The sequence below is a fragment of the Gordonia caeni genome, assembly GCF_039537105.1.
Lineage (GTDB): Bacteria > Actinomycetota > Actinomycetes > Mycobacteriales > Mycobacteriaceae > Gordonia > Gordonia caeni.
Genome location: NZ_BAAAZW010000005.1, coordinates 314,104 through 334,579, shown reverse-complemented (window position 1 = coordinate 334,579; position 20,476 = coordinate 314,104). Strand labels below are relative to the sequence as shown.

Genomic DNA, 20,476 nt, shown 5'->3' with positions numbered 1-20,476 from the left:
ACTGTTCGACATTCTAACGTACGGGGGTGTCACGGACCGGCGGCGACACGCGCCGGCACCGGCGCTGAGCACCGCGAACGATGGGCGCTCCGGCCCGGCGGATCAGTCCTCGTCGAGTTCGGCCAGGACCTCGTCGCTGAGATCGACGTTGGTGTACACGTCCTGGACGTCGTCGGAGTCCTCCAGCGCGTCGACCAGCTTGAAGACCTTGCGGGCCCCGTCGGCGTCGACCGGCACCTCGACGGAGGCGCGGAAGTCCGGCTCGGCCGAGTCGTAGTCGATACCCGCCTCCTGGAGCGCGGTGCGCACCGCCACCAGGTCGGTCGGCTCGCAGACCACCTCGAACTTCTCGCCGAGGTCGTTGACCTCGTCTGCGCCGGCGTCGAGCACCGCCATCAGGATGTCGTCCTCGGTCTGGTCGGCCTTCTCCAGGGTCACCACCCCCCTGCGAGTGAACAGGTACGAGACCGATCCGGGATCGGCCATGTTGCCGCCGTTGCGGGTCATCGCGGTCCGGACTTCGCTGGCGGCCCGGTTGCGGTTGTCGGTGAGGCACTCGATCAGGACGGCCACGCCGTTGGGCCCGTATCCCTCGTAGGTGATGTTCTGCCAGTCGGCGCCGCCGGCCTCTTCGCCGGCGCCGCGCTTACGGGCGCGCTCGATGTTGTCGTTGGGGACCGAGGACTTCTTGGCCTTCTGGATGGCGTCGAAGAGCGTCGGGTTGCCTGCCGGATCGCCGCCCCCGGTGCGCGCAGCGACCTCGATGTTCTTCACCAACTTGGCGAACATCTTGCCGCGCTTGGCATCGATGATGGCCTTCTTGTGCTTGGTGGTGGCCCATTTGGAGTGTCCACTCATGAGGGTCTCCCTTCCTTGACGATGTCTACGAAGTAGCGATGGACGCGGAGATCGCCGGTGACCTCCGGGTGGAACGATGTGGCCAGCACGTTCCGTTGACGAACAGCGACGATACGCCCCGCCGCCGGTCCGTCCGGCACGGTGGCCAGGATCTGCACGCCGGGCCCGGCAGCTTCGACCCACGGTGCGCGGATGAAGACGGCGCGCAGCGGGGGCTCGCCGTCGCCGGTGATCCCGGTGAAATCCAGATCCGTCTCGAAGGACTCGACCTGCCGGCCGAAGGCGTTGCGGCGCACGGTCACATCGAGCGCGTCCAGATGCCGCGCATCGGGGCGGGTGTCCAGGATCGTCGAGGCCAGCAAGATCATGCCCGCGCACGAGCCGTAGGCGGGCAGACCGGCGCCGATCGCCGTCCTCAGCGGGTCGAACAGACCGAAGACGCCGAGCAGCTTGCTCATCGTCGTCGACTCCCCGCCGGGCAGCACGATGCCGTCGAGCTCGCTCAGTTCGCACTCCCGGCGGACCGGGACCGCCTCGACCCCGCAGGCGGTCAGCGCCTGCAGGTGCTCACGCACGTCACCCTGCAGCGCCAACACGCCGACCACTGCCGTCACGAGCCGGCTTTCATGATCGAGATCTGATCGGCGGGCACGTTGGTGCGGGTGAGGCCCTCCTGCGTCACGGCGGCGACCATGCGGCCGGCGCGGTCGAAGATGCGTCCCTGGGTCAGAGCGCGGCCGCCGGTAGCCGACGGCGAGGTCTGGTCGTAGAGCAGCCAGTCGTCGGTGCGGAACGGGCGCAGGAACCACATGGCGTGATCCAGCGACGCGGTCTGCGCCTGGACGCCGGGATGCGGCACCTTCGACGAGCCCAGCAGCGTCATGTCGCTCATGTAGGCCAGAGTGCAGACGTGCAGCAACTGGTCGTCGGGCAGCGGGTCCCGGTATCGGAACCAGACGCGCTGCTGCGCAGCGAAACTCGAGCCGGTCACCAGCTGGTCGCGCGGGACGATCCGCACGTCGAAGTTCTCCCACTCCCGGAAGAGGTCACGCTTCACCGGGTCGTCGACGTCCATCTCGTCGGGCAGCGTCGCAGGGTCCACGGCGGGCGGCACCGAGTCCTGGTGATCGATCCCCTCGTCGCCGGTGATGTGGAAGGACGCCGACATGGAGAAGATGGCCTCCCCGTTCTGCACGCCGGTCACCCGGCGGGTCACGAACGAACGTCCGTCCCGGATCCGGTCGACCAGGAACACCGCCGGCCGGTCCGGTTTGCCGGGCCGCAGGAAGTAGCCGTGCAGTGAATGCACGGCGAAATCCGGGTCGACGGTCTTGGTCGCCGAGATCAGCGCCTGGCCGGCCACCTGTCCGCCGAACGTCCGGCGCAGCCCACTGGGGAACACCCCACCTCGGTAGATGTCGTTGTCGATCCGCTCGACGGCAAGGATCTCCTCGATTCTCGGCACCTGCCGATTATCGCACCCCGGTGCGCCGCGGCCGGGACGGGGCGGGAGTCGTGGGTAGGTTGTGAGGATGACCCGAGCCACCGAGAACTCTCTCAGCAATGATCTCCGTGCCGTCCTCGACGGCCGATGGGCCGATACCCGCGATCTGGTGCGCGAGCACATCCAGACCCGCGGCCTGGTGCCCAAAGCGGGGGTGCCGCTGGCGGAATACCGGGCGGAGATGCTCGAGCACATGCGGGCGATGGTGCCGCTCGGTTTCCCGGCGCAGGGATTCTCGTCGGCAGACGGCGACCCCGGCGATCCGGGTGCGGCGATCACCGCGATCGAGACCCTCGGCTACGGCGACCTGTCGCTGATGGTCAAGGCCGGCGTGCAGTGGGGCCTGTTCGGCGGGGCCGTGGAGAACCTGGGCACCGAGAGCCATCACGAGCAGTACCGGCAGGGACTCATCGACCTCGACGTGATCGGCTGTTTCGCGATGACCGAGTCCGGGCACGGCTCGGACGTCCAGCGGTTGGAGACCACCGCCACCTACCTGCCGGAGACCGGCGAGTTCGAGATCAATTCACCCACGCCGTCGTCGCGCAAGGACTACATCGGCGGGGCAGGCGAGCACGCCCGCTACGCGGCGCTCTTCGCGCAGCTGATCACCGCAGGCCCGGGCGAGGAGCCGGTCAGCCACGGCGTGCACTGCTTCGTGGTACCGATCCGGGACGCCGACGGCGACGATCTGCCCGGCGTCACCACGTCGGACTGCGGCTACAAGGGCGGCCTGCCGGGGGTGGACAACGGCCGGATCCTCTTCGACCACGTCCGCATCCCCCGGACAGCGCTGCTCAACCGCTACGCCGACGTGGCCGAGGACGGCACCTATTCGAGCTCCATCGAGTCCGACAACCGCCGCTTCTTCACCATGCTGGGCACGCTGGTGCGGGGCCGGGTGACCGTGGGCGCCTCCGGCGGCGCGGCCGGACGGCTCGCCCTCGCCATCGCGGTCAAGTACGCACTGCGGCGGCGCCAGTTCGAGAGCCCCGGCGACGACGGGGAGCTGCTGCTGCTGGACTACCGCGCACACCAGCGCCGGCTGCTGCCGCTGGTGGCCCGCGCCTACGCCTTCGCCGTGGCGCAGAACGAGGTCACCGAGCAACTGCACGAGATCCAGTCGGTGCCGCCGGGCGACGCCGACCCCGACCACGTGCGGCGCCTGGAGACCATGGCGGCCGCGATCAAGGTGGGTCACACCGATCTGGCCTCGTATGCGGCCATCGAGGCGCGCACCGCCTGCGGCGGCGCCGGCTACATGTCCGAGAACCGGCTGCCGCTGATCCGCGACGACCTGGACGTCTTCACCACTTTCGAGGGCGACAACCTGGTGCTCACCCAGCTGGTCGCCAAGCATCTGCTGACCTCCTACGCCTCGGAGGTCGACGAGCTCGACACCGTCGGGTGGGTGCGGTTCGCCGCGGCGATGGCCCGCGACGTGGCACTGGAGAAATCGGCGGTCCGCCAGGTGGTGCAGACCGTCTTGGACTCCTCCGGCGAGGACCCCGAAGACAGCGATCTGACCAATCCCGAGACGCAGCTCCGGCTGTTCACCGCCCGCGAGGACCATCTGGTGCGGACCGTGGCGGCCCGTCTGCGCCGCGCGAACGACGACGACGCCGACGAATTCGAGGTGTTCACCCAGACGCAGGACCACCTGCTGCAGGTGGGCCGGGCGCACATCGACCTGCTGGCGCTGCAGGCGCTGGTCGACGCGATCGAAAAACTCCCCGAGTCACCGGCCCGCGACACTCTCGAGACAGTGCGGGATCTGTTCGTCTACTCCACCCTGGAAGACAACCTGGGCTGGTACCTGATGCACCGGCACGTCTCGGTGGAGCGCGGCAAGGCGATCCGCCGCGGAGTCAACGAGCTGTGCGCCCGGCTCCGGCCGGTGGCCGGCGATCTGGTGGATGCGTTCGGGGTGCCCGAAGTGGCCCTGGACGTGCCGATGCTCACCAGCGACGCGGCGACAGTCTGAGCGGTGCGGGGGCTCCCGCCGTCGCGAGCTCCCGCACCGTACGGCCGTCAGTCGGCGATGCGGACCAGCAGCACGGTGATGTTGTCGTGCCCGCCGCTGGCCAGTGCACATTCGATGAGCGCCTCGGCGGCGACCTCCAGATCGCCCTCCGCGGCGGTCACCACGGTCTCGATCTCGGCGTCGGTGAGCTCCCCGTTGAGACCGTCCGAGCACAACAGGACGGCATCGCCGGGACGCGCGCGGAAGGCGTAGAAGTCGGCCTGCGGCGCGGCCATCCCGGCGCCGAGGGCGCGGGTGATCACATTACGGCGCGGATCCACGCGCGCTTGTTCGGCGGTGAGGACTCCGCTGTTGACCAGTTCCTGGACCTGGGAGTGGTCCATGCTGACCGGGACGAGCCGGCCACCGGTGATCAGGTAGGTACGCGAGTCGCCGATGTTGAAGGCGACCCAGTGCGGGGTGTCGTGCTCTGTCGCCAGGACGACGCCGGTGGCCGTGGTCCCCGCGCGCCGGGCGGATTCGCCGTCGAGGGCGCCGATCCGGTCCTGCGCTTCGACGAGGAGTCCTTCCAGGGCGCCGGAGGTCTCGGCCAGCGACCGTCCCACCGGGGCGGAGGCCAGCGTCTGCAGTGCGGCCTCGCTGGCCAGCTCGCCGCTCTCATGGCCGCCCATGCCGTCGGCCAGCAGGTACCGCCCGTCGAGGGCGAGGGCCGCGTCTTCGTTGGCCGGACGGACACTGCCCACGTGGCAGGCCACCGCCCAGTCCAGACGCAGGTCACCGACCTCGTCGGTGCCGGTGCTCACGACGTCCCGCAGGATCATCGGTTCGCTCATCGCCCCGTCCCCTCTTCGCAGTTTCCGCGCCGCTCGGCCGATCACCAGCCGCGTTCGGCCAGCCGGTGCGGCTGCGGGATGTCGTCGACGTTGATGCCGACCATCGCCTCACCGAGACCGCGGGAGACCTGGGCGAGCACGTCGGGGTCGTCGTAGAAGGTGGTCGCCTTGACGATCGCCGCCGCACGCTGCTCCGGGTTGCCCGACTTGAAGATGCCCGAGCCGACGAAGACGCCCTCGGCGCCGAGCTGCATCATCATCGCCGCATCGGCCGGGGTCGCGATGCCGCCGGCGGTGAACAGGGTGACCGGCAGCTTGCCTTCGCGAGCCACCTCGACCACCAGGTCGTACGGGGCCTGCAGTTCTTTCGCGGCGACGAACAGTTCGTCTTCGGGCAGCGAGCCGAGCCACCGGATCTGGTCGCGCAGCTTCCGCATGTGGGTGGTGGCGTTGGAGACGTCGCCCGTACCGGCCTCGCCCTTGGAGCGGATCATGGCCGCGCCCTCGGTGATGCGGCGCAGCGCTTCGCCCAGGTTGGTGGCGCCGCAGACGAAGGGCACCGTGAACGCCCACTTGTCGATGTGGTTGGTGTAGTCGGCCGGGGTGAGCACCTCGGACTCGTCGATGTAGTCCACGCCGAGGCTCTGCAGCACCTGGGCCTCGACGAAGTGACCGATCCGCGCCTTGGCCATCACCGGAATGGAGACGGTCTCGATGATCCCGTCGATCATGTCCGGATCGCTCATCCGCGAGACGCCGCCCTGGGCACGGATGTCGGCGGGCACCCGTTCGAGCGCCATGACCGCAACGGCGCCGGCGTCTTCGGCGATCTTCGCCTGCTCGGGGGTCACCACGTCCATGATCACGCCGCCCTTGAGCATCTCGGCCATGCCGCGCTTGACGCGAGCAGTGCCGGTGGTGGGGGTGTTGGCGGGCTCGGTGGTCACTCAATACTCCTGAGATCTGCTGTGCGGCACGCGCCGCCTGGTGGGTGTTCCGCCCGGGCCGGGAAGACCTGAGCGCAAGCTGTGTGGGACCAGTATTCCCGATGAGGAGCCTCACCGGTGCAGGTGGGTCAGTCCTGGGACACGCGTTCGCTGATCTCGAAGTACTCCGGGAGCTCGGCGTGCCCGCCGAGGCGGAGGAATCGCACCATGCGCCGCTCCCCCAGAGTGCGGGCGTCCCGCACCGAATCGTTGTAGAACCGGCGCGCGATGCTCACCCGCGCCTGGGCGTCGGCCAATTCGGCCGTCAGGGCCGCCGGGCGCGCCTCCGGATCGGTCTGGGCCAGGACCATCGCCAGCCGGTTCTCGGCGGGTTCGCGGTCGCCCGACTCGGCGTCCTCGGCGCCGTCGGCGGCGGCGGTCAGCGCTGCGGCCAGCGCCTGGTCCGGGTACGACGCGGCGATCACCCGGGCCACCACCGCGCGGCGATCCAGGGCCGCCAGCAGCGAGGTGCGGGCCAGATCGACGCGGATGTTGAGCCGGTGCAGTCGGGTCGCGCGGGTCGCGGCCAGGATGGCGAGCCAGATCAGGGCGACGACGATCACCGCGATCACCACGGCCGTCGCCCACTCTCCGCCCGTCGTCACCGCTGTCCGCCCGTCACCGCTGTTCGCCCGTCACCGCTGTCCGCCCGTCACTGCCGTCTGTCCGTCACTGCTGGTCCACCGATCGCTGTCACCGGGTACTGCGGTCGGCCTCAATCGGACACCACCACGGGACCCGCGCCCAGCGTGACCGTCTCGTACACCGTCTCGATCTGATCGGCGATCCGGGACCAGTCGTACAGGTCGGCGCGGCGCCGGCCGCGCTCGACCAGGGCTGCGCGGGTCTCGTCATCGTCGAGCAGTTCGATCACGGCCTCGGCCAGCGCCACCGGGGAGCCGGTCTCCACCAGTGCGCCGGCGGCACCGTCGTCGAGCACCCGGGAGAAGGCGACCAGGTCGCTGGCGACCACTGCTGCGCCGGCGGCCATCGCCTCCACCAGCACGATGCCGAAGCTTTCGCCGCCCAGGTTGGGCGCCACGTAGACGTCGGCGCTGCGCAGCGCCCGGGCCTTAGTCACGTCGTCGACCATGCCGAGGAACTCCAGGTGACCGGAGAGGTCGCCCGCGCGCCGCGCCAGGGCCTTCTCGTTGCCGTCGCCGACCACCAGCACGGTGATGTCCGGGTACTGCTCCACGATGCGTGGCAGGGCCCGCATCAGGATGTCGATCCCCTTGCGCGGCTCGTCGAACCGGCCGAGGAAGACCAGGGTGCGTCCGGGCCGCGGATAGCCCTCCAAGGGCTGCGCCTGAGCGAACTGGGCGACGTTGATGCCGTTGGGGATCTCCACCGCGTCGTTGCCGAGCGACTCCATCTGCCAGCGGCGCGCGAGTTCGGAGACGGCGATCTTGCCGGCGATCCGCTCCCGGAACTGGCGCAGCATGCTGTCGAACGTGGACAGCCACAGCGATTTGGTGGTCGCGGTGTGGAAAGTGGTGACGATCGGTCCCGTCGCGACCATCAGCGACAACATGGACAGGCTCGGCGAGTTCGGTTCGTGCACGTGCAACACGTCGAACTGGTTGTCGTCGATCCACTTGCGGAGGCGGTGAAATCCCTTGGGCGAGAAGTTCACTCGCGAGACCGAGCCGTTGTACGGGATCGCCAGCGCGGGGCCGGCCGAGTCCACGTAGTCGGGCAGATCGGTCTCCAGCGCGGCGGGCGCCAGCACGCGGACCTCGTGGCCGCGGCGGATGAAGACCTCGGCCAGTTCGATCACGTGGGCTTGCACGCCCCCGGGGACGTCGAACGAGTACGGGCAGATCATGCCGATCTTCATCGCAGCGCCTCCCTGCGCCGGTCGGACCAGTCCGCCTCCCACAGCGGCTGCAGCATGTGCCAGTCCGCGGGCGCCGTAGCGATGCCAGCGGCGTAGGCGTCGGCCAGCCGCTGCGTGGTGCGCGGCACGTCGTCCACCTCGATCTCGGTGAGCACGATCTTCGAGGTGTCGGCGTCGGGGTAGCTGTGGTGCACGGCGAGCAGCGCCGCACCGGTCTCGACGGCGAGTTTGGCCGGGCCGGCGGGCATCCGGGTGGGCTCGCCGAAGAAGGTGACCGGGACGCCGTGCCGGGACAGGTCGCGGTCGCCGAGCAGGCAGACCAGGCCACCGTCGCGCAGCCGCTGCGACAGCACCTGGAAGGGCGGCTGCTCACCGCCGGTGAGCGGGAACACCTCGAAGCCCAGGGACTCGCGGTACTCGACGAACCTGTCGAACAGCGACTCCGGCTCCAGCCGTTCGGCGACGGTCGCGAACTGTCCCTGGCGATCGACCAGCCACACCCCGCACGTGTCCCAGTTGCCCGAGTGCGGCAGCGCGAAGATCAGGCCCCGTCCGGCTGCGGACAGCCGATCCACCAGTTCCGCGTCGTAGTCCGAGATCACCGTGGAGGCCACGATCTGCGCGGGATCGGTGGACGGGAGGCGGAAGGCCTCGCGCCAGTAGCGGGCGTAAGAACGCACCGCGGCGGTGACCAGTTCGTCGGGGACCTGCTCGGGCGTGGTGCCGATCACCCGGGACAGGTTCGCGCGCAGCTGATCCGGCCCCCCGCCACGTCTGCCGGCCACGGTGCCGGCCGCGTCGAAGGCGCGGCGCGCCACGGACTCGGGGGCGTAGCGCACCGCCGCCCAGCCCGCCCGGTACCCCAGGTCGGCCGCACGGTCCTGCCAGCTCGCCATCTCAGGTCCCCTGCGGTGCCGGGCCGGCCGGCGCATCGTCGTCGGACCCGTTCGGCCCGGCGGCAGCGCCGCCGGTCATGGGAATCAGATCCCGCGCGCCGGGCGAGGTGTAGATCGACCACATGCGCTGGGCGACGGTGATCACACTGGCCACGGCCAGGGCCCACATGGCGATGTGGATGGCCCAGTGCCAGTGCAACCCCGGGAAGTCGGTGAGGCCGGCACCGGTGAGCACGATGATGAGCCGTTCGGGCCGCTCGATCAGCCCGCCGTCGCCGTGCAGACCGGCGGCCTCGGCGCGGGCCTTGGCGTAGGAGATCACCTGCGAGGTGACCAGGCAGATCAGCGTCGCGATCAGCAGCAGCGAATGCGGTTCGGCGACGGCCGCCCAGTAGGCCAGCGCACCGAAGATCGCGCCGTCGGCGATCCGGTCGCAGGTGGCGTCGAGGACCGAACCGAATCGGGTGCCGCCGCCGCGGGCGCGCGCCATGGCGCCGTCGACCATGTCGAACATCACGAAGGCCCAGCACACCAGGGCGCCGATGAACAGGTAGCCCTGCGAGAACAGCCCGATCGCCGCGGCGACGGTGACCACGGTCCCGGCGAGGGTCATCATGTCCGGGGTCAGACCGAGCTTCAGCAGCGCCCGGCCCAGCGGACCGGTCACCTTGGAGAGAACCTCGCGGCCCTTGAAGCTGATCACCGGTCGTCCTCCAGTGCCAGCCAGGCCTGCGCGAGGAGACTGCGAGTGTCCTGCAGCAATTGCGGAATCACTTTGGTGCCGCCGACCACGGTGATGAAGTTCGCATCGCCGGTCCAGCGCGGCACGATGTGCTGGTGCAGGTGCTCGGACAGCGAGCCGCCGCCGGCCGCACCGAGGTTCAGTCCGACGTTGAAGGCGTCCGGGTTCGACACCGACTTGATGGTGCGGATGGTGCGCTGGGTGAAGTCCATCAGCTCGGCCGATTCGGCCGGGGTCAGGTCTTCCAGGTCGGCCACCTGACGGTAGGGCACCACCATGGTGTGGCCGGGGTTGTACGGATACAGATTCAGCACCGCGTACACCGTGGTGCCCCGGGCCACGATCAGGCCGTCTTCGTCGGTCATCCGCGGGATGTCGAGGAACGGATGGCCGCTCAGCGCGTCGCCGTCGCTGGTGGTGCGCGGTTGTTCGGCGGTGATATAGCTCATCCGGTGCGGTGTCCACAGCCGCTGCAGCGGATCTGTCATCGGCGCTTCCTCGCCGCGTCGAGCACCGCGCCCATCGTCTCGGCGGAGGGCGAATCGTTGCGTCGCGACTCCTCCCACTCGTCGATCGCCACCACGGCGTCGTCCACGGGCACACCGTTGAGCTGGGTGCCGTCGCGGAACCGGAAGCTGACCGCCCCGGCTTCGACATCGCGTTCACCGGCCAGCAGCATGAACGGCACCTTCGCGGTGGTGTGGGTGCGGATCTTCTTCTGCATCCGATCGTCGGAGTAGTCCACCTCGGCGCGTACCCGACGGCCCTTGAGCCGGTTGACCACCGTCTGCAGGTGCGGGGCGAAGGCCTCGGCCACCGGGATGCCGACCACCTGCACGGGGGCCAGCCACACCGGGAAGGCGCCGCCGTAATGCTCGGTGAGCACGCCGAAGAAACGCTCGATGGAGCCGAACAGGGCGCGGTGGATCATCACCGGCCGCTTCTTGGTGCCGTCGCTGGCGGTGTACTCGAGTTCGAACAGGTCCGGTTCGAAGAAGTCCAGCTGCAGCGTGGACATCTGCCAGGTGCGCCCGAGCGCATCCTTGACCTGGACCGAGATCTTGGGACCGTAGAAGGCGGCGCCGCCGGGATCGGGCACCAATTCGAGGTTGGAGGCCTCGCCCACGCGCCGCAGCGTCTCGGTGGCCTCGTCCCACACCTCGTCGGAGCCGACGTACTTCTCCGGGTTCTTGGTCGACAGCTCCAGGTAGAAGTCGTCGAGGCCGTAGTCCTTGAGCAGCTGAAGGACGAAGTTCAGGGTGTCGGTGAGTTCTTCGACCACCTGCTCCTGGGTGCAGTAGATGTGCGCATCGTCCTGGGTGAAGCCGCGGGCCCGGGTGAGCCCGTGCACCACTCCGGACTTCTCGTAGCGGTACACCGAGCCGAACTCGAACAGCCGCAGCGGCAACTCCCGGTACGACCGTCCGCGGGACCGGTAGATCAGGTTGTGCATCGGGCAGTTCATCGGCTTGACGTAGTAGTCCTGGCCGGGCTTGCGGACCGTCCCGTCGTCGTTGTACTCGGCGTCCAGGTGCATCGGCGGGAACATGCCGTCGGCGTACCAGTCGAGGTGCTTGGACACTTCGAACAGGTGGCCCTTGGTCAGGTGCGGGGTGTTGACGAACTCGTAGCCCGCGGCCGCGTGCTGCTCGCGCGAGTAGTCCTCCATCTCGCGGCGGATGACGCCGCCCTTGGGGTGGAAGACCGGCAGGCCCGAGCCCAGTTCGTCGGGGAAGCTGAACAGGTCCAGTTCGGCGCCGAGCCGGCGATGGTCGCGCTTCTCGGCCTCGGCCAGCATGTCCAGGTAGGCGTCCATCGCCTCGGTGGACTCCCAGGCGGTGCCGTAGATGCGCTGCAGGTCGGCCAGGCTCTGGTCACCGCGCCAGTAGGCCGCCGAACTGCGGGTCAGGGCGAAGGCCGGAATGTACTTGGTGGTGGGCACGTGCGGGCCGCGGCACAGGTCGCCCCAGACGCGCTCCCCGGTGCGCGGGTTGAGGTTGTCGTAGGCGGTGAGCTCTCCCCCGCCGACCTCCATGATCTCGTCGTCGTCGGCGGCGCCCTTGTCGTCGATCAGTTCCAGTTTGTACGGCTCGGACTGCAGTTCCTCGCGCGCGGCCTCCTGGGAGTCGTAGACGCGTCGGGAGAAGCGCTGCCCGGACTTGATGATCTGCTTCATCTTCTTCTCGAGGGCCTTGAGGTCCTCGGGGGTGAACGGCTGCTCGACGTCGAAGTCGTAGTAGAAGCCGTCCTTGATCGGCGGCCCGATCCCCAGCTTGGCGTCGGGGTTCACCGACTGCACGGCCTGTGCCAGCACATGCGCCGCGGAGTGCCGGATCACGCTGCGGCCGTCCTCGGAGTCGGCCGGGACCGGAGCCACGTCGGCGTCGGCGTCGGGCGCCCACGACAGATCGCGCAGCGTGCCGTCGGCCTCGCGGACTACGACGATCGCCTGCGGGCCCTTGTTCGGCAGCGCCAGCTCCCGCATGGCCTCGCCCGCAGTAGTGCCGGCCGGGACCCGGAAGGACTCCGGTAGTTCGACTCGTTCGGGCGCGGCGTGGTCGGGCACAGCGGGGGCTCCTCGGGTGGATGCGGTCGTCAGCGCGCCGTCTCGGCGGGCGTGACGGCGTTCGGGTTGAATCGTATCGGGTCCACGCGGCCGGTCCACCACAGCGTGACCGCGAGCGCCGCCAGGAAGACCCAGAGGTAGGCCCCGGAACCGATCACTGCGGCCGCCGCGTGCCACCCGTGGGCGTCCACCTGCCAGAACAGCCGGTAGCTGCCGAAGCGGTAGACCGCCCTCCCATCCTCCATCAGTTGCACGTGCCAGGAGAACATCGCCGCGGCGATCCCGGCCGGCAGCAGCCACCACAACCAGGTGACCGGCCGGTCCCGGCGGGCGGCGCCACCGGCGGTCACCAGGGCGATCACCATCAGCGGCACCACCCAGACCCAGTGGTGTCCCCACGAGAACGGGGAGACGGCGCAGGCGGTCATGCCGGTCAGGGTCACCGCGAGCAGCGTCGCTCCGGCCCGGTGCGCCCGCCACACGGTGTACAGCCCCAGCACTGCGAGCACCACCCCCACCGGCAGCCACAACCAGTCGGGGGCCTGCCACACCCCGAGGGTGCCCAGCCGAACGAAGAAGCCGTGGAATGACTGGTTCGCGATCGCGTCGAGGGGCCCGATCCGGGAGGTGTCGTTCAACGTGCCGGTCCAGAACCGCCAGGCTTCGTCCCGCAGCACCGCGAGCCCGATCAGCACGGTCGCCGCGAAGGTCGCCAGCACGACCACGGCGGCGCGCCATTGCCGGGTGACGGCCAGGTAGCAGAGGAAGAACAGCGGGGTCAGCTTGATTCCGGCCGCCACGCCGACGCCGATCCCCCGCCAGCGCCCCAGCGGCAGGGTGAGGCAGCCGACCACCAGCACCGCCAGGACCAGATTGATCTGGCCGTTCCAGATGGTGGTGCGCACCGGTTCGAGCACAGAGACGGCGATCGTGAGTGCTGCCGTGGTGCCCCAGAAGCGGGCGTCGTCGCGACGCAGGCCGAGCGCGCGCAGGCTCAGAAACACCAGAAGCGCCAGGCAGAGCACATTGACGCCCTCCATCACCCGCATCGCTTCCCAACGGCCGAGCAGTCCGAGCGGCAGCATCACCAAGGCCCCGAACGGGGCGTAGGTGAAGCGCCACACCTTGAACACCGGTTCGTCGTACAGCGGCCGTCCGTCCAAGACCGCCTGCGCGGCGCCCCGGTAGACCTTGGTGTCGATACCGTTGGTGAACAGTCCGTAGCCGTGCTCGTAGATCGGCATCACCAGCAGATGCCAGGCGATCGCGCCAGCGGCGAGGGCGCACGAGACGACTACCACCGACCTCGCTACGGTGCGCAGCGGTCGCTCGGGCAGATCCTCGTCAGGCACGGCCTGAGATTACGCCGGTCGGCGGCGGACCGTCCCGGGACGCGCCGCTGAACGCTGCCGGTGGTCAGTGCCCGCGGATGGGCCCGGACCACCAACTGTGCTCCACCCCCGCCCAGGACGCGGCGGTCCCCATCATCCCGGACAGCCACAGCACGCCGACCGCCAGAACGACCAGCGCACTGATCATGCTCACGCGCTCTGCCGTCGAACGCCGGGCGAACCAGTGCCGGACCATGTCGTAGCCGCGGTGGACCCAGTGCGTCAGCTTCTTGGCCCAGACGAACTCTGTGGACATCAGCCCGAGGCCGAGGAAGATCAGGATCCAGCCGAAGCCGGGAGTCGGCAGCGGCACCATCACCGCGCCGCACAGGATCATCAGGGTGCCCACGGCGCCGACACCTGCCCGGTAGGCGCGATTCCAGTGCGGGTTCTGCCGGACTTTGAAGCGCTCCTGACGCAGCCGGATCTTGACGCGCAGCCAGCGCTGATGTCGCCGTGTAGCGGTCAACTCAGGTCCCCTTCTGCTGCGGCCGCGGCCGCACCGGCCGTCCCCCCGGAAGGCCATTCTGCCCGAAATGTCGCGGACCGTGTCCGACGTCGCGGACATCGGACGTCCCGGGGACGCCGCGTACCGGTGATCTCGCTTTCTGACACGTGATAGATAGCAGTGGTAGACACTTAGGAGCACGGTCGCTTGGGACACCCGCCCACACGGTGGCCACCGCAAGGTTCAGGAGCATCGCCCATGTCGCAGCGTCCACGTCGCCGGCTCGTTCGTCGCTCCAACGGCGGACAGTACGTCGAAGCCATGGTGGTGATCGCGGTGATCACCATCCTGGTCACGCGGGCATACCTCGCCGCCACCGGCTATCCGCAGATCGGCGGGGGCGACCTGCACATCGCCCACGCACTGTGGGGCGGCGCGGGGATGGTGATCGCACTGGTCGCGGTGCTGTCGCTGCTGGGCCGCGGTCCCCGGCACTTCGCCGTGCTGATCGGCGGCATCGGCTTCGGCCTCTTCCTCGACGAGGTGGGCAAGTTCGTCACCAAGACCAACGACTACTTCTTCGCCCCGTCGGTGTCGATCATGTACGTCGTGCTCGTGGTGATCCTCCTGGTCAATCATGAGATTCTGGACCGCCTCGGCTTGTCGCCCGCCGCCTCGCTGGGCAGCGCCGCGGCGATCGCCCAGGAGGGACTGATGTCCGGCCTCACCCCCGCCGAGTACCGGCGCGCCAAGCGCCTGCTCGCGACGGCCGGGGACGGCGGCGCCGACGCCCGCTCCATCGCCGCCACCGTCACCATGCTCGATGCCTGCCCGCAGTCGGCGCCTAGCCGCGCCGAGCGGGTGTCGGCCTGGTTCCGCGCTCACCCCGTCGCCGACCTCGGCGGCGCCCGCATGACCCTAGTGGCCGCAGGGCTGCTCGCCCTGTTCTCCTGGGCCGGCGTGGTCAGCGCCGTCGTGACGATCACCGAGGACGTCAGCGGCGGGCTCGGCCCGGGAATCGTCACGGTCGGCCAGTTCCTCGGCTCCGCACTCGCCGCGGCGCTGTGCTCTATCTGCCTGCCGCTGTTGCGCCGCGGCACCATCGGCCCGGTGCGGCTGCTCCGGCTGGCCGCGCTGATCACGATCCTGCTGACCGAGGTATTCAACTTCGTGGCCCAGGAGTTCGGCGCCCTGATCAACGTCGCCGTGGGACTGCTGGCTCTCGCGGTGTTCACCTATCGCATGCAGCGGCTGCGCCAGGCCGCCGCCGACGAGGCCGCGGCAGCCGCCTGAGCGTCGGGTCAAGCAGCCTCGGAGGCCACCTCGGAGGCGGCGCCGATGGTGACCTCGTCGCCGGACATCGTGCGCATGAAGGTCGTCATCTCTCGTTCGCCGCGCCGGGCCGCGTGCTCGAGGCCGCCGGGTCTCAGCATGGCGACGGACCGGAAGAGGTGCACGGGGATTCGCAGCAGCGGATACCAGGGGGCCACAAAGGGATTCAGCCCCAGATTGCGCATGGCTCGGGGCCCCAGGAACGCGGCGGTGATGGACAGGTGCTGGCTTCGGGCGAGTCGGCGACGAAGCCGAGGCGCCCTGTCGTAGTGCCACTCACCGGGGTCCTCGGCCATCGGCCGGGCGAGCAGCTTCGACGTCTCGTCCGGCACGGCGAGTACGGCCGACGTGTGAATGAGGGCGCGCACCGCGTCCCGGAAGCTGAGTGGAAGCACGTCTTCCTGTACCCCGATCAGCCAGCCGACGTATCGCGTCAGGTGGGCGATCGCCTCGTAGTCGCGCGGCCGGACGATCATCCCCATTCCGATTCCGGCGACCGTGGGGGCGACGAGTGCGCCGACCAGGGTGGCGGCCATGTCGGTCTGGTTGATCGGCACTCCCCATTTGCGGTCGTCCCAGTCAGGCATGGCCCCGACGTGCCGGCGGACCATCGAGTGGATGAATCTGACGTGGAGGGTGGACCGGTAGCCTCTACCGGCCGGGTGCAGTTCACCCGGCGCGATCACGTCGAGTGCCCACTGGGCTGTTTCGGCGAAGCGCTGATTGGATCCCTTCTCGAGAGCACCGGTGCGCAGCAGCGTCTGGTTGAAACCGGAGTACTGGTAGCCGCCCATCAGGGCGACGTCGCGGGAGATGGAGAACCCGTCGGCTCCGCCGGCCCGCAACACCGTCGCCGCGAGAGTCAGCTTCTGCTCGTCGACCCACTGGGGCACGGGCTCGTACTTTTCGAAGAAGGAGCGCAGCGGTTCGGGGGCGTCGGCGACAGCGTCGATTCCCTCGTCGACGGCCTGTTGGAACAGCCGCTTTCGTTCCTTCCCTCCCCCGTCGAACATCCAGTCGACGAGTGCATCCATGTCCTGATCGCCTGCGTAGAGCAGGTGCCCGAGTCTGTCGAACTCGGTCTTGGTGGGCACTGCGGCCACACCGAGCATGCGACCGATCACGCGCATGCCTGCGGCCACGGGGACCGGTTCGTCCGGAAAGCGACTCGGCAGCGGACGGACGTCGGTCGGCGGGGTCTGGAGCATGAGGGATCCTTCCCTAGCGGTTCGCGCTCGTTTGGAACACGACTGTGTTCCAAACGGTAACGAGATGACTAAAGTGTTGTCAATGGGACGCGAGGCGGTGATCCGCGACTACGGCGGAGTGAGCGCACAGGAGCGGCGAGACATGCGGCGCCGCAGGCTGATCGATGCCGGCCGCACTCTGTGGGGGAACGAAGGGCTCAACGCGGTGAGCGTTCGCGGCGTCTGCACCGCAGCCGGGCTGACACACCGCTACTTCTACGAGCACTTCTCCGGGCGGGAGGAGCTCCTCGTTGCGGTCGCCGGTCAGGTGCGCGAGGAACTCGTGCAGATGATGCTCGACCAGAGCACGGCGACCGGAGGGTCGGTGGACCAGCGCTTCCGCGCCGCCCTGACCATGTACCTGCACGCCTTCTGCGAGGACCCTCAGTTCCATCGCATCATGACCACGGACAAGACCGGTATCGCCGGGCTCGAGACCTGGGAGCACGAGACCCTCGACCTCATCGCCGATTCGATGGTGAAGTTCGGCGCCGAAGTCCCGGGCGTCGAGATACCAGGCGATTCCGAATCTCGACGTCGGGCCCGATTCGTCGTGGGTGGCGTCAACCGGCTGATCGCCGGGTGGCTCGTGGAGCAGGACACGACTGCAGCCGAACTCGCGCAGGCATGCACTGACTACTGCATGGCGCTGGTTCGCGTACCCGCTCCCCCAGAGCGGTGAGAATCCGGCGGATCAATCCAGCAGCGCGCAAGCAGCCGCTTCGAAGACCGTGGTCAAATGCTGGAAGAGATCCGGCTCGGCGTCGTTGATCTGGGTATTGACCAGCACGACGGCAGATCTCGTTCCGTCCTCGGACGCCGCGATGAAGGTCGTATATCCGGGGAAGTTGCCGGTGTGGCCGTAGACCACCCCGCACTCGGTGGTGTACCGGTAGACCGCGAGACCGGCTTCGTTCTCACCGGGTCCCGGCGGTCCGCCGGCCCCGGGCACAAAGGTGAACTGCGCCTCGTGCTGCGCCGGGCCGATCAGTTCACCGGAGACATAGGCCCGGACGAAGGTGTTGAGGTCTGCGGCAGTCGAGAGCATCCCGCCCGATGCCCAGGCGCCCGTCGGACTGATCAGCTCGCTGACGTTCTCCGTGTCGCCGGACTCGCTGCGGTCGTAGCCGTTGACGTGCGGGGTGGGCAGGTCCGTCGTCGACGGCAGCGACGTGGCGGCGAGTCCGAGGGGCTCGTAGATGCGGTTCCGGAGAGCTGTCGCATAGGGCTCGCCGCCCGCCTGTTCGACGATGAGCCCGATGACGATGTTGTCGGTGTCGGAGTATCGGTATTCGCTGCCGGGCGCGAACTCCAGCGGCTGATCGGCGACGAACTCGATGAGTTGTCGTGGCTCCCAAGACCGGCCCGGATCCGACGTCAGCGCTTCCAGGAACTCGGGCGTGCGGATGTAGTCAGGTATGCCGGCGGTGTGCTGGAGCAATTGCGCGACGGTCACCGACCACCACGCTTCGGGCATCCCCGTCACCGATGCGCCGATGGTGGAATCGAGTTCGAGTCTGCCGTCATCGATCAGGTCCAGGGCTGCGGCGCCGGCGAAGGCCTTGGAGACACTGGCGATCCGGGTGACGTCGTCAACGGCGATCGGAACGCCGGTGTCGGTGTCGCCGGTACCGGCGGTGTAGGTTTCCGCCCCCGCTCCGCGGTCGACCAGCGCGAGCACGCCCGGTGGCCCGTCGGACGCACCGACCAGGCCGTCGACCGCGGTTTGCAAAGCGCCGGCGGCAGGTGACGGATCCGGATCGGTGTCGGGCGAGGAACACGCGACGATTCCGAGGCCGATGATCACGGCCCCGAGGACTGCGGTGACTCTCAGGGCTGACCTGCGGAGTTTCACAAAGTGCACTTTACGCCCGATCGGGGTGACCGGCTGTCACAAGACGCATATCCGAACGACGTCCCGCGGCGGTCACGCGTCGTCGAAGGTGATCCGCACCGAGACCGGATCGCTTTGCAGGGTCCGGAAGACCACGGCGGTGACTCCGCCCAGTGCGGGATGTGGGGCGAACGTTCGGGTGCGCGCCTCGACGTCGTCGTCGCGCATGATCTCGGCGACACCGGTACGCCAACGGTCGCCGTGCCGGATGCGGATACGAGGGTCGGCCTCGATGTTCAGAGTCCATCCGGCTCGCGCGCCGTGCTGACTGATGAGCCACGCGCCGGTGTCGTCGAACGACGCGGCCACCGGAATCGTCCGGGTCCGACCGGACTTGCGGCCGGTGGTCTCGAGCTGCGTCGCCAGCGTCGACACGAGTCCCATCCGGCTCGCGAAGGCGACGGTCGGATTGGCGACGTGCCTGCCGATCGCCCGTTCCATCCGGAACTTCCGCAATGCCTTGCTGTCCGGGCCCGACCCGGCCTCGCCGCCGGAAGTCGCACCCCGTCGGCTCCGAAACGCATCTATGCCGTTGCGCCGGGTCGCACTGACCGCCGTACGCCACACCGGGCGCGACTCGTCCGGCTCCAGACCGGCGCCCATCCGGTGCAGTTGGTCGGTGTGCCATTGCAGATCGAGAGCGCCTTCGAGCGTCTTGATCGTCGGAACGGACGCCCGGACCCGGGCCGGGATCGGCAAACCGATGGACTGCGACGGCAGTACCGTCGCGCCGTCGTCGGCCAGTAGCCTGCCTGCATTCGGGGCGACGATCGCCGGTCGTCCGAGGCCCACCATGTCGCAATGGCCCTCGGCGACGGCATCGGCCATCGCCGTTGCAGTCCGAAAGCCGCCCGTCACCGCGAGCGGGATGTCCGCCGCGATCGCGCGGACGGTCTCGGCGTACGCCAAGAAGTACGCCTCGCGCGCCCGGGTGCTCGACGAGACCACCGGCCGGCCCATCATCGCAGGCGATTCGTAGCTGCCGCCGCTGATCTCGACGAGGTCGACCTCTTCGGCCGACACCATCGCGACGACGGCACGTGAATCGTCCTCGGAGAATCCGCCGCGCTGAAAGTCCGCCGAGTTCAGTTTGAGGCCCAGGCCGAATCCGGGTCGCACCGCAGCCCGGATGGCGCGGATGATCTCCAGCAGGAATCGTGCGCGGTTCTCGATGCCGCCGCCCCACTCGTCGGTGCGCTGATTGCTCAGCGGCGACAAGAACTGCGACACCAGGTAACCGTGTGCGCCATGGATCTGAACGCCGTCGAAACCGGCCGTCTCGGCCACGTTCGCAGCCGTCGCGAACCGTTGCACGATCTCCCCGATCTCGTCGCCGGTGAGTTCTCGCGGTGCGGGTACGCCGGGGATCGATACCCCGATCGCTGACGGCGCCACGGTCGCTCCCGAACCGAGGATCGGATTCGCTTGGCGGCCAGGATGATTCAGCTGCAACCAGACTTTCGCCCCGCCGTCCTGCGTCGTCTTCGCCCACCGGCTGAGACCATCGAGGTGACGCTCGTCCTCGACGACCACATTGCCGGGTTCGCCGAGGTGGCGGCCGTCGACCATCACGTTGCCGGTGATGATCAGCCCGTAGCCACCGTCGGCCCACCGCGAGTACAACCGCGGCAGCCGATCGTCCGGTCCACCGGCGTCATCGGCGAGCCCTTCGCTGAGGGCGGCCTTCATGAGGCGATTTGGCAGGACCTGCCCGGACGGCAGTGTCAGTGGTGTGGCCAGCGTCGGGTTGGTGCGCTCCGGCATGGTGTTCCTCCTGTTGCCGACCGGCCGAACTACACCGACCGGTCTCATCACGAACGACGCTACATATACCGATCGGTCTACCGCAAGTGTTCCCGACGTAAGGTAGAACTATCGGTATATCCAGATCCATGAGCGGAGCTCGTCGGCCCGGAGGACAAGGCCGTTGCCCCTGATCGACGCGGTCCGCGGCG

The 20,476-nt window shown here is 68.9% G+C and carries 19 protein-coding genes; 3 read left to right on the top strand and 16 right to left on the bottom strand.

Going from position 1 to position 20,476, the window contains the following annotated elements:
* Positions 1 to 102 precede the first annotated feature (102 nt).
* The 3 genes from ABD732_RS10610 to ABD732_RS10600 are packed head-to-tail and all read right to left on the bottom strand — an operon-like array spanning position 103 to position 2,323.
* Complete coding sequence (locus ABD732_RS10610; protein ID WP_344783388.1) at positions 103 to 858, bottom strand: YebC/PmpR family DNA-binding transcriptional regulator; 756 nt, start codon at positions 856 to 858, stop codon at positions 103 to 105.
* Positions 855 to 1,472: a pyridoxal 5'-phosphate synthase glutaminase subunit PdxT gene (gene pdxT, locus ABD732_RS10605; RefSeq protein ID WP_344783386.1), complete on the bottom strand. Its 618-nt coding sequence runs from the start codon at positions 1,470 to 1,472 to the stop codon at positions 855 to 857. Before pdxT ends, ABD732_RS10610 begins: the two co-directional genes overlap by 4 nt.
* The gene (locus ABD732_RS10600) at positions 1,469 to 2,323 is read right to left on the bottom strand and encodes an acyl-CoA thioesterase (protein ID WP_344783384.1); all 855 of its coding nucleotides are present in this window, start codon (positions 2,321 to 2,323) and stop codon (positions 1,469 to 1,471) included. Before ABD732_RS10600 ends, pdxT begins: the two co-directional genes overlap by 4 nt.
* Before the next feature lie 67 nt (positions 2,324 to 2,390).
* On the opposite strand from ABD732_RS10600, the gene ABD732_RS10595 reads away from it, so the two are divergent.
* Positions 2,391 to 4,346 (top strand): acyl-CoA dehydrogenase family protein, encoded by a 1,956-nt coding sequence (locus ABD732_RS10595; protein ID WP_344783382.1) that lies wholly within the window; start codon positions 2,391 to 2,393, stop codon positions 4,344 to 4,346.
* A 47-nt stretch (positions 4,347 to 4,393) separates the two neighbouring features.
* Here ABD732_RS10595 and ABD732_RS10590 read toward each other — a convergent pair whose 3' ends face one another.
* From ABD732_RS10590 to ABD732_RS10545, 10 genes are all read right to left on the bottom strand, one after another.
* A complete protein-coding gene (locus tag ABD732_RS10590; RefSeq protein WP_344783380.1) occupies positions 4,394 to 5,179 on the bottom strand; it encodes a PP2C family protein-serine/threonine phosphatase in 786 nt (261 codons plus the stop codon).
* Between the two features lie 41 nt (positions 5,180 to 5,220).
* Positions 5,221 to 6,126: a pyridoxal 5'-phosphate synthase lyase subunit PdxS gene (gene pdxS / locus ABD732_RS10585; protein WP_344783378.1), complete on the bottom strand. Its 906-nt coding sequence runs from the start codon at positions 6,124 to 6,126 to the stop codon at positions 5,221 to 5,223.
* Between the two features lie 128 nt (positions 6,127 to 6,254).
* Positions 6,255 to 6,770 (bottom strand): LemA family protein, encoded by a 516-nt coding sequence (locus tag ABD732_RS10580; protein WP_425553024.1) that lies wholly within the window; start codon positions 6,768 to 6,770, stop codon positions 6,255 to 6,257.
* A gap of 110 nt (positions 6,771 to 6,880) precedes the next feature.
* On the bottom strand, positions 6,881 to 8,005 hold the full coding sequence (locus ABD732_RS10575) for a glycosyltransferase family 4 protein (protein ID WP_344783376.1): 1,125 nt from the start codon (positions 8,003 to 8,005) through the stop codon (positions 6,881 to 6,883).
* A complete protein-coding gene (locus ABD732_RS10570; protein WP_344783374.1) occupies positions 8,002 to 8,901 on the bottom strand; it encodes a phosphatidylinositol mannoside acyltransferase in 900 nt (299 codons plus the stop codon). Before ABD732_RS10570 ends, ABD732_RS10575 begins: the two co-directional genes overlap by 4 nt.
* 1 nt (position 8,902) lies before the next feature.
* Complete coding sequence (gene pgsA, locus ABD732_RS10565) at positions 8,903 to 9,604, bottom strand: phosphatidylinositol phosphate synthase (protein ID WP_344783372.1); 702 nt, start codon at positions 9,602 to 9,604, stop codon at positions 8,903 to 8,905.
* Positions 9,601 to 10,131 carry an ATP adenylyltransferase gene (locus ABD732_RS10560; protein WP_344783370.1) on the bottom strand — a complete coding sequence of 177 codons (531 nt, stop codon included), beginning with the start codon at positions 10,129 to 10,131 and terminating at the stop codon, positions 9,601 to 9,603. Before ABD732_RS10560 ends, pgsA begins: the two co-directional genes overlap by 4 nt.
* Positions 10,128 to 12,209 (bottom strand): threonine--tRNA ligase, encoded by a 2,082-nt coding sequence (gene thrS / locus ABD732_RS10555; RefSeq protein ID WP_344783369.1) that lies wholly within the window; start codon positions 12,207 to 12,209, stop codon positions 10,128 to 10,130. Before thrS ends, ABD732_RS10560 begins: the two co-directional genes overlap by 4 nt.
* A 29-nt stretch (positions 12,210 to 12,238) precedes the next feature.
* The gene (locus ABD732_RS10550) at positions 12,239 to 13,561 is read right to left on the bottom strand and encodes a glycosyltransferase 87 family protein (protein WP_344783367.1); all 1,323 of its coding nucleotides are present in this window, start codon (positions 13,559 to 13,561) and stop codon (positions 12,239 to 12,241) included.
* A 64-nt stretch (positions 13,562 to 13,625) separates the two neighbouring features.
* Entirely contained in the window at positions 13,626 to 14,069 is a 444-nt protein-coding gene (locus ABD732_RS10545; protein ID WP_344783365.1) for a TIGR02611 family protein, read from the bottom strand.
* Between the two features lie 237 nt (positions 14,070 to 14,306).
* On the opposite strand from ABD732_RS10545, the gene ABD732_RS10540 reads away from it, so the two are divergent.
* Entirely contained in the window at positions 14,307 to 15,341 is a 1,035-nt protein-coding gene (locus ABD732_RS10540; protein WP_344783363.1) for a hypothetical protein, read from the top strand.
* Positions 15,342 to 15,349: 8 nt separating this feature from the next.
* Here ABD732_RS10540 and ABD732_RS10535 read toward each other — a convergent pair whose 3' ends face one another.
* On the bottom strand, positions 15,350 to 16,588 hold the full coding sequence (locus ABD732_RS10535) for an oxygenase MpaB family protein (RefSeq protein WP_344783361.1): 1,239 nt from the start codon (positions 16,586 to 16,588) through the stop codon (positions 15,350 to 15,352).
* A gap of 82 nt (positions 16,589 to 16,670) precedes the next feature.
* Here ABD732_RS10535 and ABD732_RS10530 point away from each other — a divergent pair, with 82 nt between their 5' ends.
* Positions 16,671 to 17,309: a TetR/AcrR family transcriptional regulator gene (locus tag ABD732_RS10530; protein WP_344783359.1), complete on the top strand. Its 639-nt coding sequence runs from the start codon at positions 16,671 to 16,673 to the stop codon at positions 17,307 to 17,309.
* Positions 17,310 to 17,321: 12 nt separating this feature from the next.
* On the opposite strand, the gene ABD732_RS10525 is transcribed toward ABD732_RS10530, so the two are convergent.
* Positions 17,322 to 18,482 carry a serine hydrolase domain-containing protein gene (locus ABD732_RS10525; protein WP_344783357.1) on the bottom strand — a complete coding sequence of 387 codons (1,161 nt, stop codon included), beginning with the start codon at positions 18,480 to 18,482 and terminating at the stop codon, positions 17,322 to 17,324.
* Positions 18,483 to 18,554: 72 nt separating this feature from the next.
* A complete protein-coding gene (locus tag ABD732_RS10520) occupies positions 18,555 to 20,285 on the bottom strand; it encodes a nitroreductase/quinone reductase family protein (protein WP_344783355.1) in 1,731 nt (576 codons plus the stop codon).
* Between the last annotated feature and the right edge of the window lie 191 nt (positions 20,286 to 20,476).

Bases quoted from the DNA above. Each gene is read 5' to 3' on its own strand.
- ABD732_RS10610 (WP_344783388.1), bottom strand. From the start codon at position 858: ATGAGTGGACACTCCAAATGGGCCACCACCAAGCACAAGAAGGCCATC.
- ABD732_RS10595 (WP_344783382.1), top strand. From the start codon at position 2,391: ATGACCCGAGCCACCGAGAACTCTCTCAGCAATGATCTCCGTGCCGTC.
- ABD732_RS10590 (WP_344783380.1), bottom strand. From the start codon at position 5,179: ATGAGCGAACCGATGATCCTGCGGGACGTCGTGAGCACCGGCACCGAC.
- ABD732_RS10575 (WP_344783376.1), bottom strand. From the start codon at position 8,005: ATGAAGATCGGCATGATCTGCCCGTACTCGTTCGACGTCCCCGGGGGC.
- ABD732_RS10570 (WP_344783374.1), bottom strand. From the start codon at position 8,901: ATGGCGAGCTGGCAGGACCGTGCGGCCGACCTGGGGTACCGGGCGGGC.
- ABD732_RS10560 (WP_344783370.1), bottom strand. From the start codon at position 10,131: ATGACAGATCCGCTGCAGCGGCTGTGGACACCGCACCGGATGAGCTAT.
- ABD732_RS10540 (WP_344783363.1), top strand. From the start codon at position 14,307: ATGTCGCAGCGTCCACGTCGCCGGCTCGTTCGTCGCTCCAACGGCGGA.
- ABD732_RS10535 (WP_344783361.1), bottom strand. From the start codon at position 16,588: ATGCTCCAGACCCCGCCGACCGACGTCCGTCCGCTGCCGAGTCGCTTT.
- ABD732_RS10530 (WP_344783359.1), top strand. From the start codon at position 16,671: ATGGGACGCGAGGCGGTGATCCGCGACTACGGCGGAGTGAGCGCACAG.
- ABD732_RS10520 (WP_344783355.1), bottom strand. From the start codon at position 20,285: ATGCCGGAGCGCACCAACCCGACGCTGGCCACACCACTGACACTGCCG.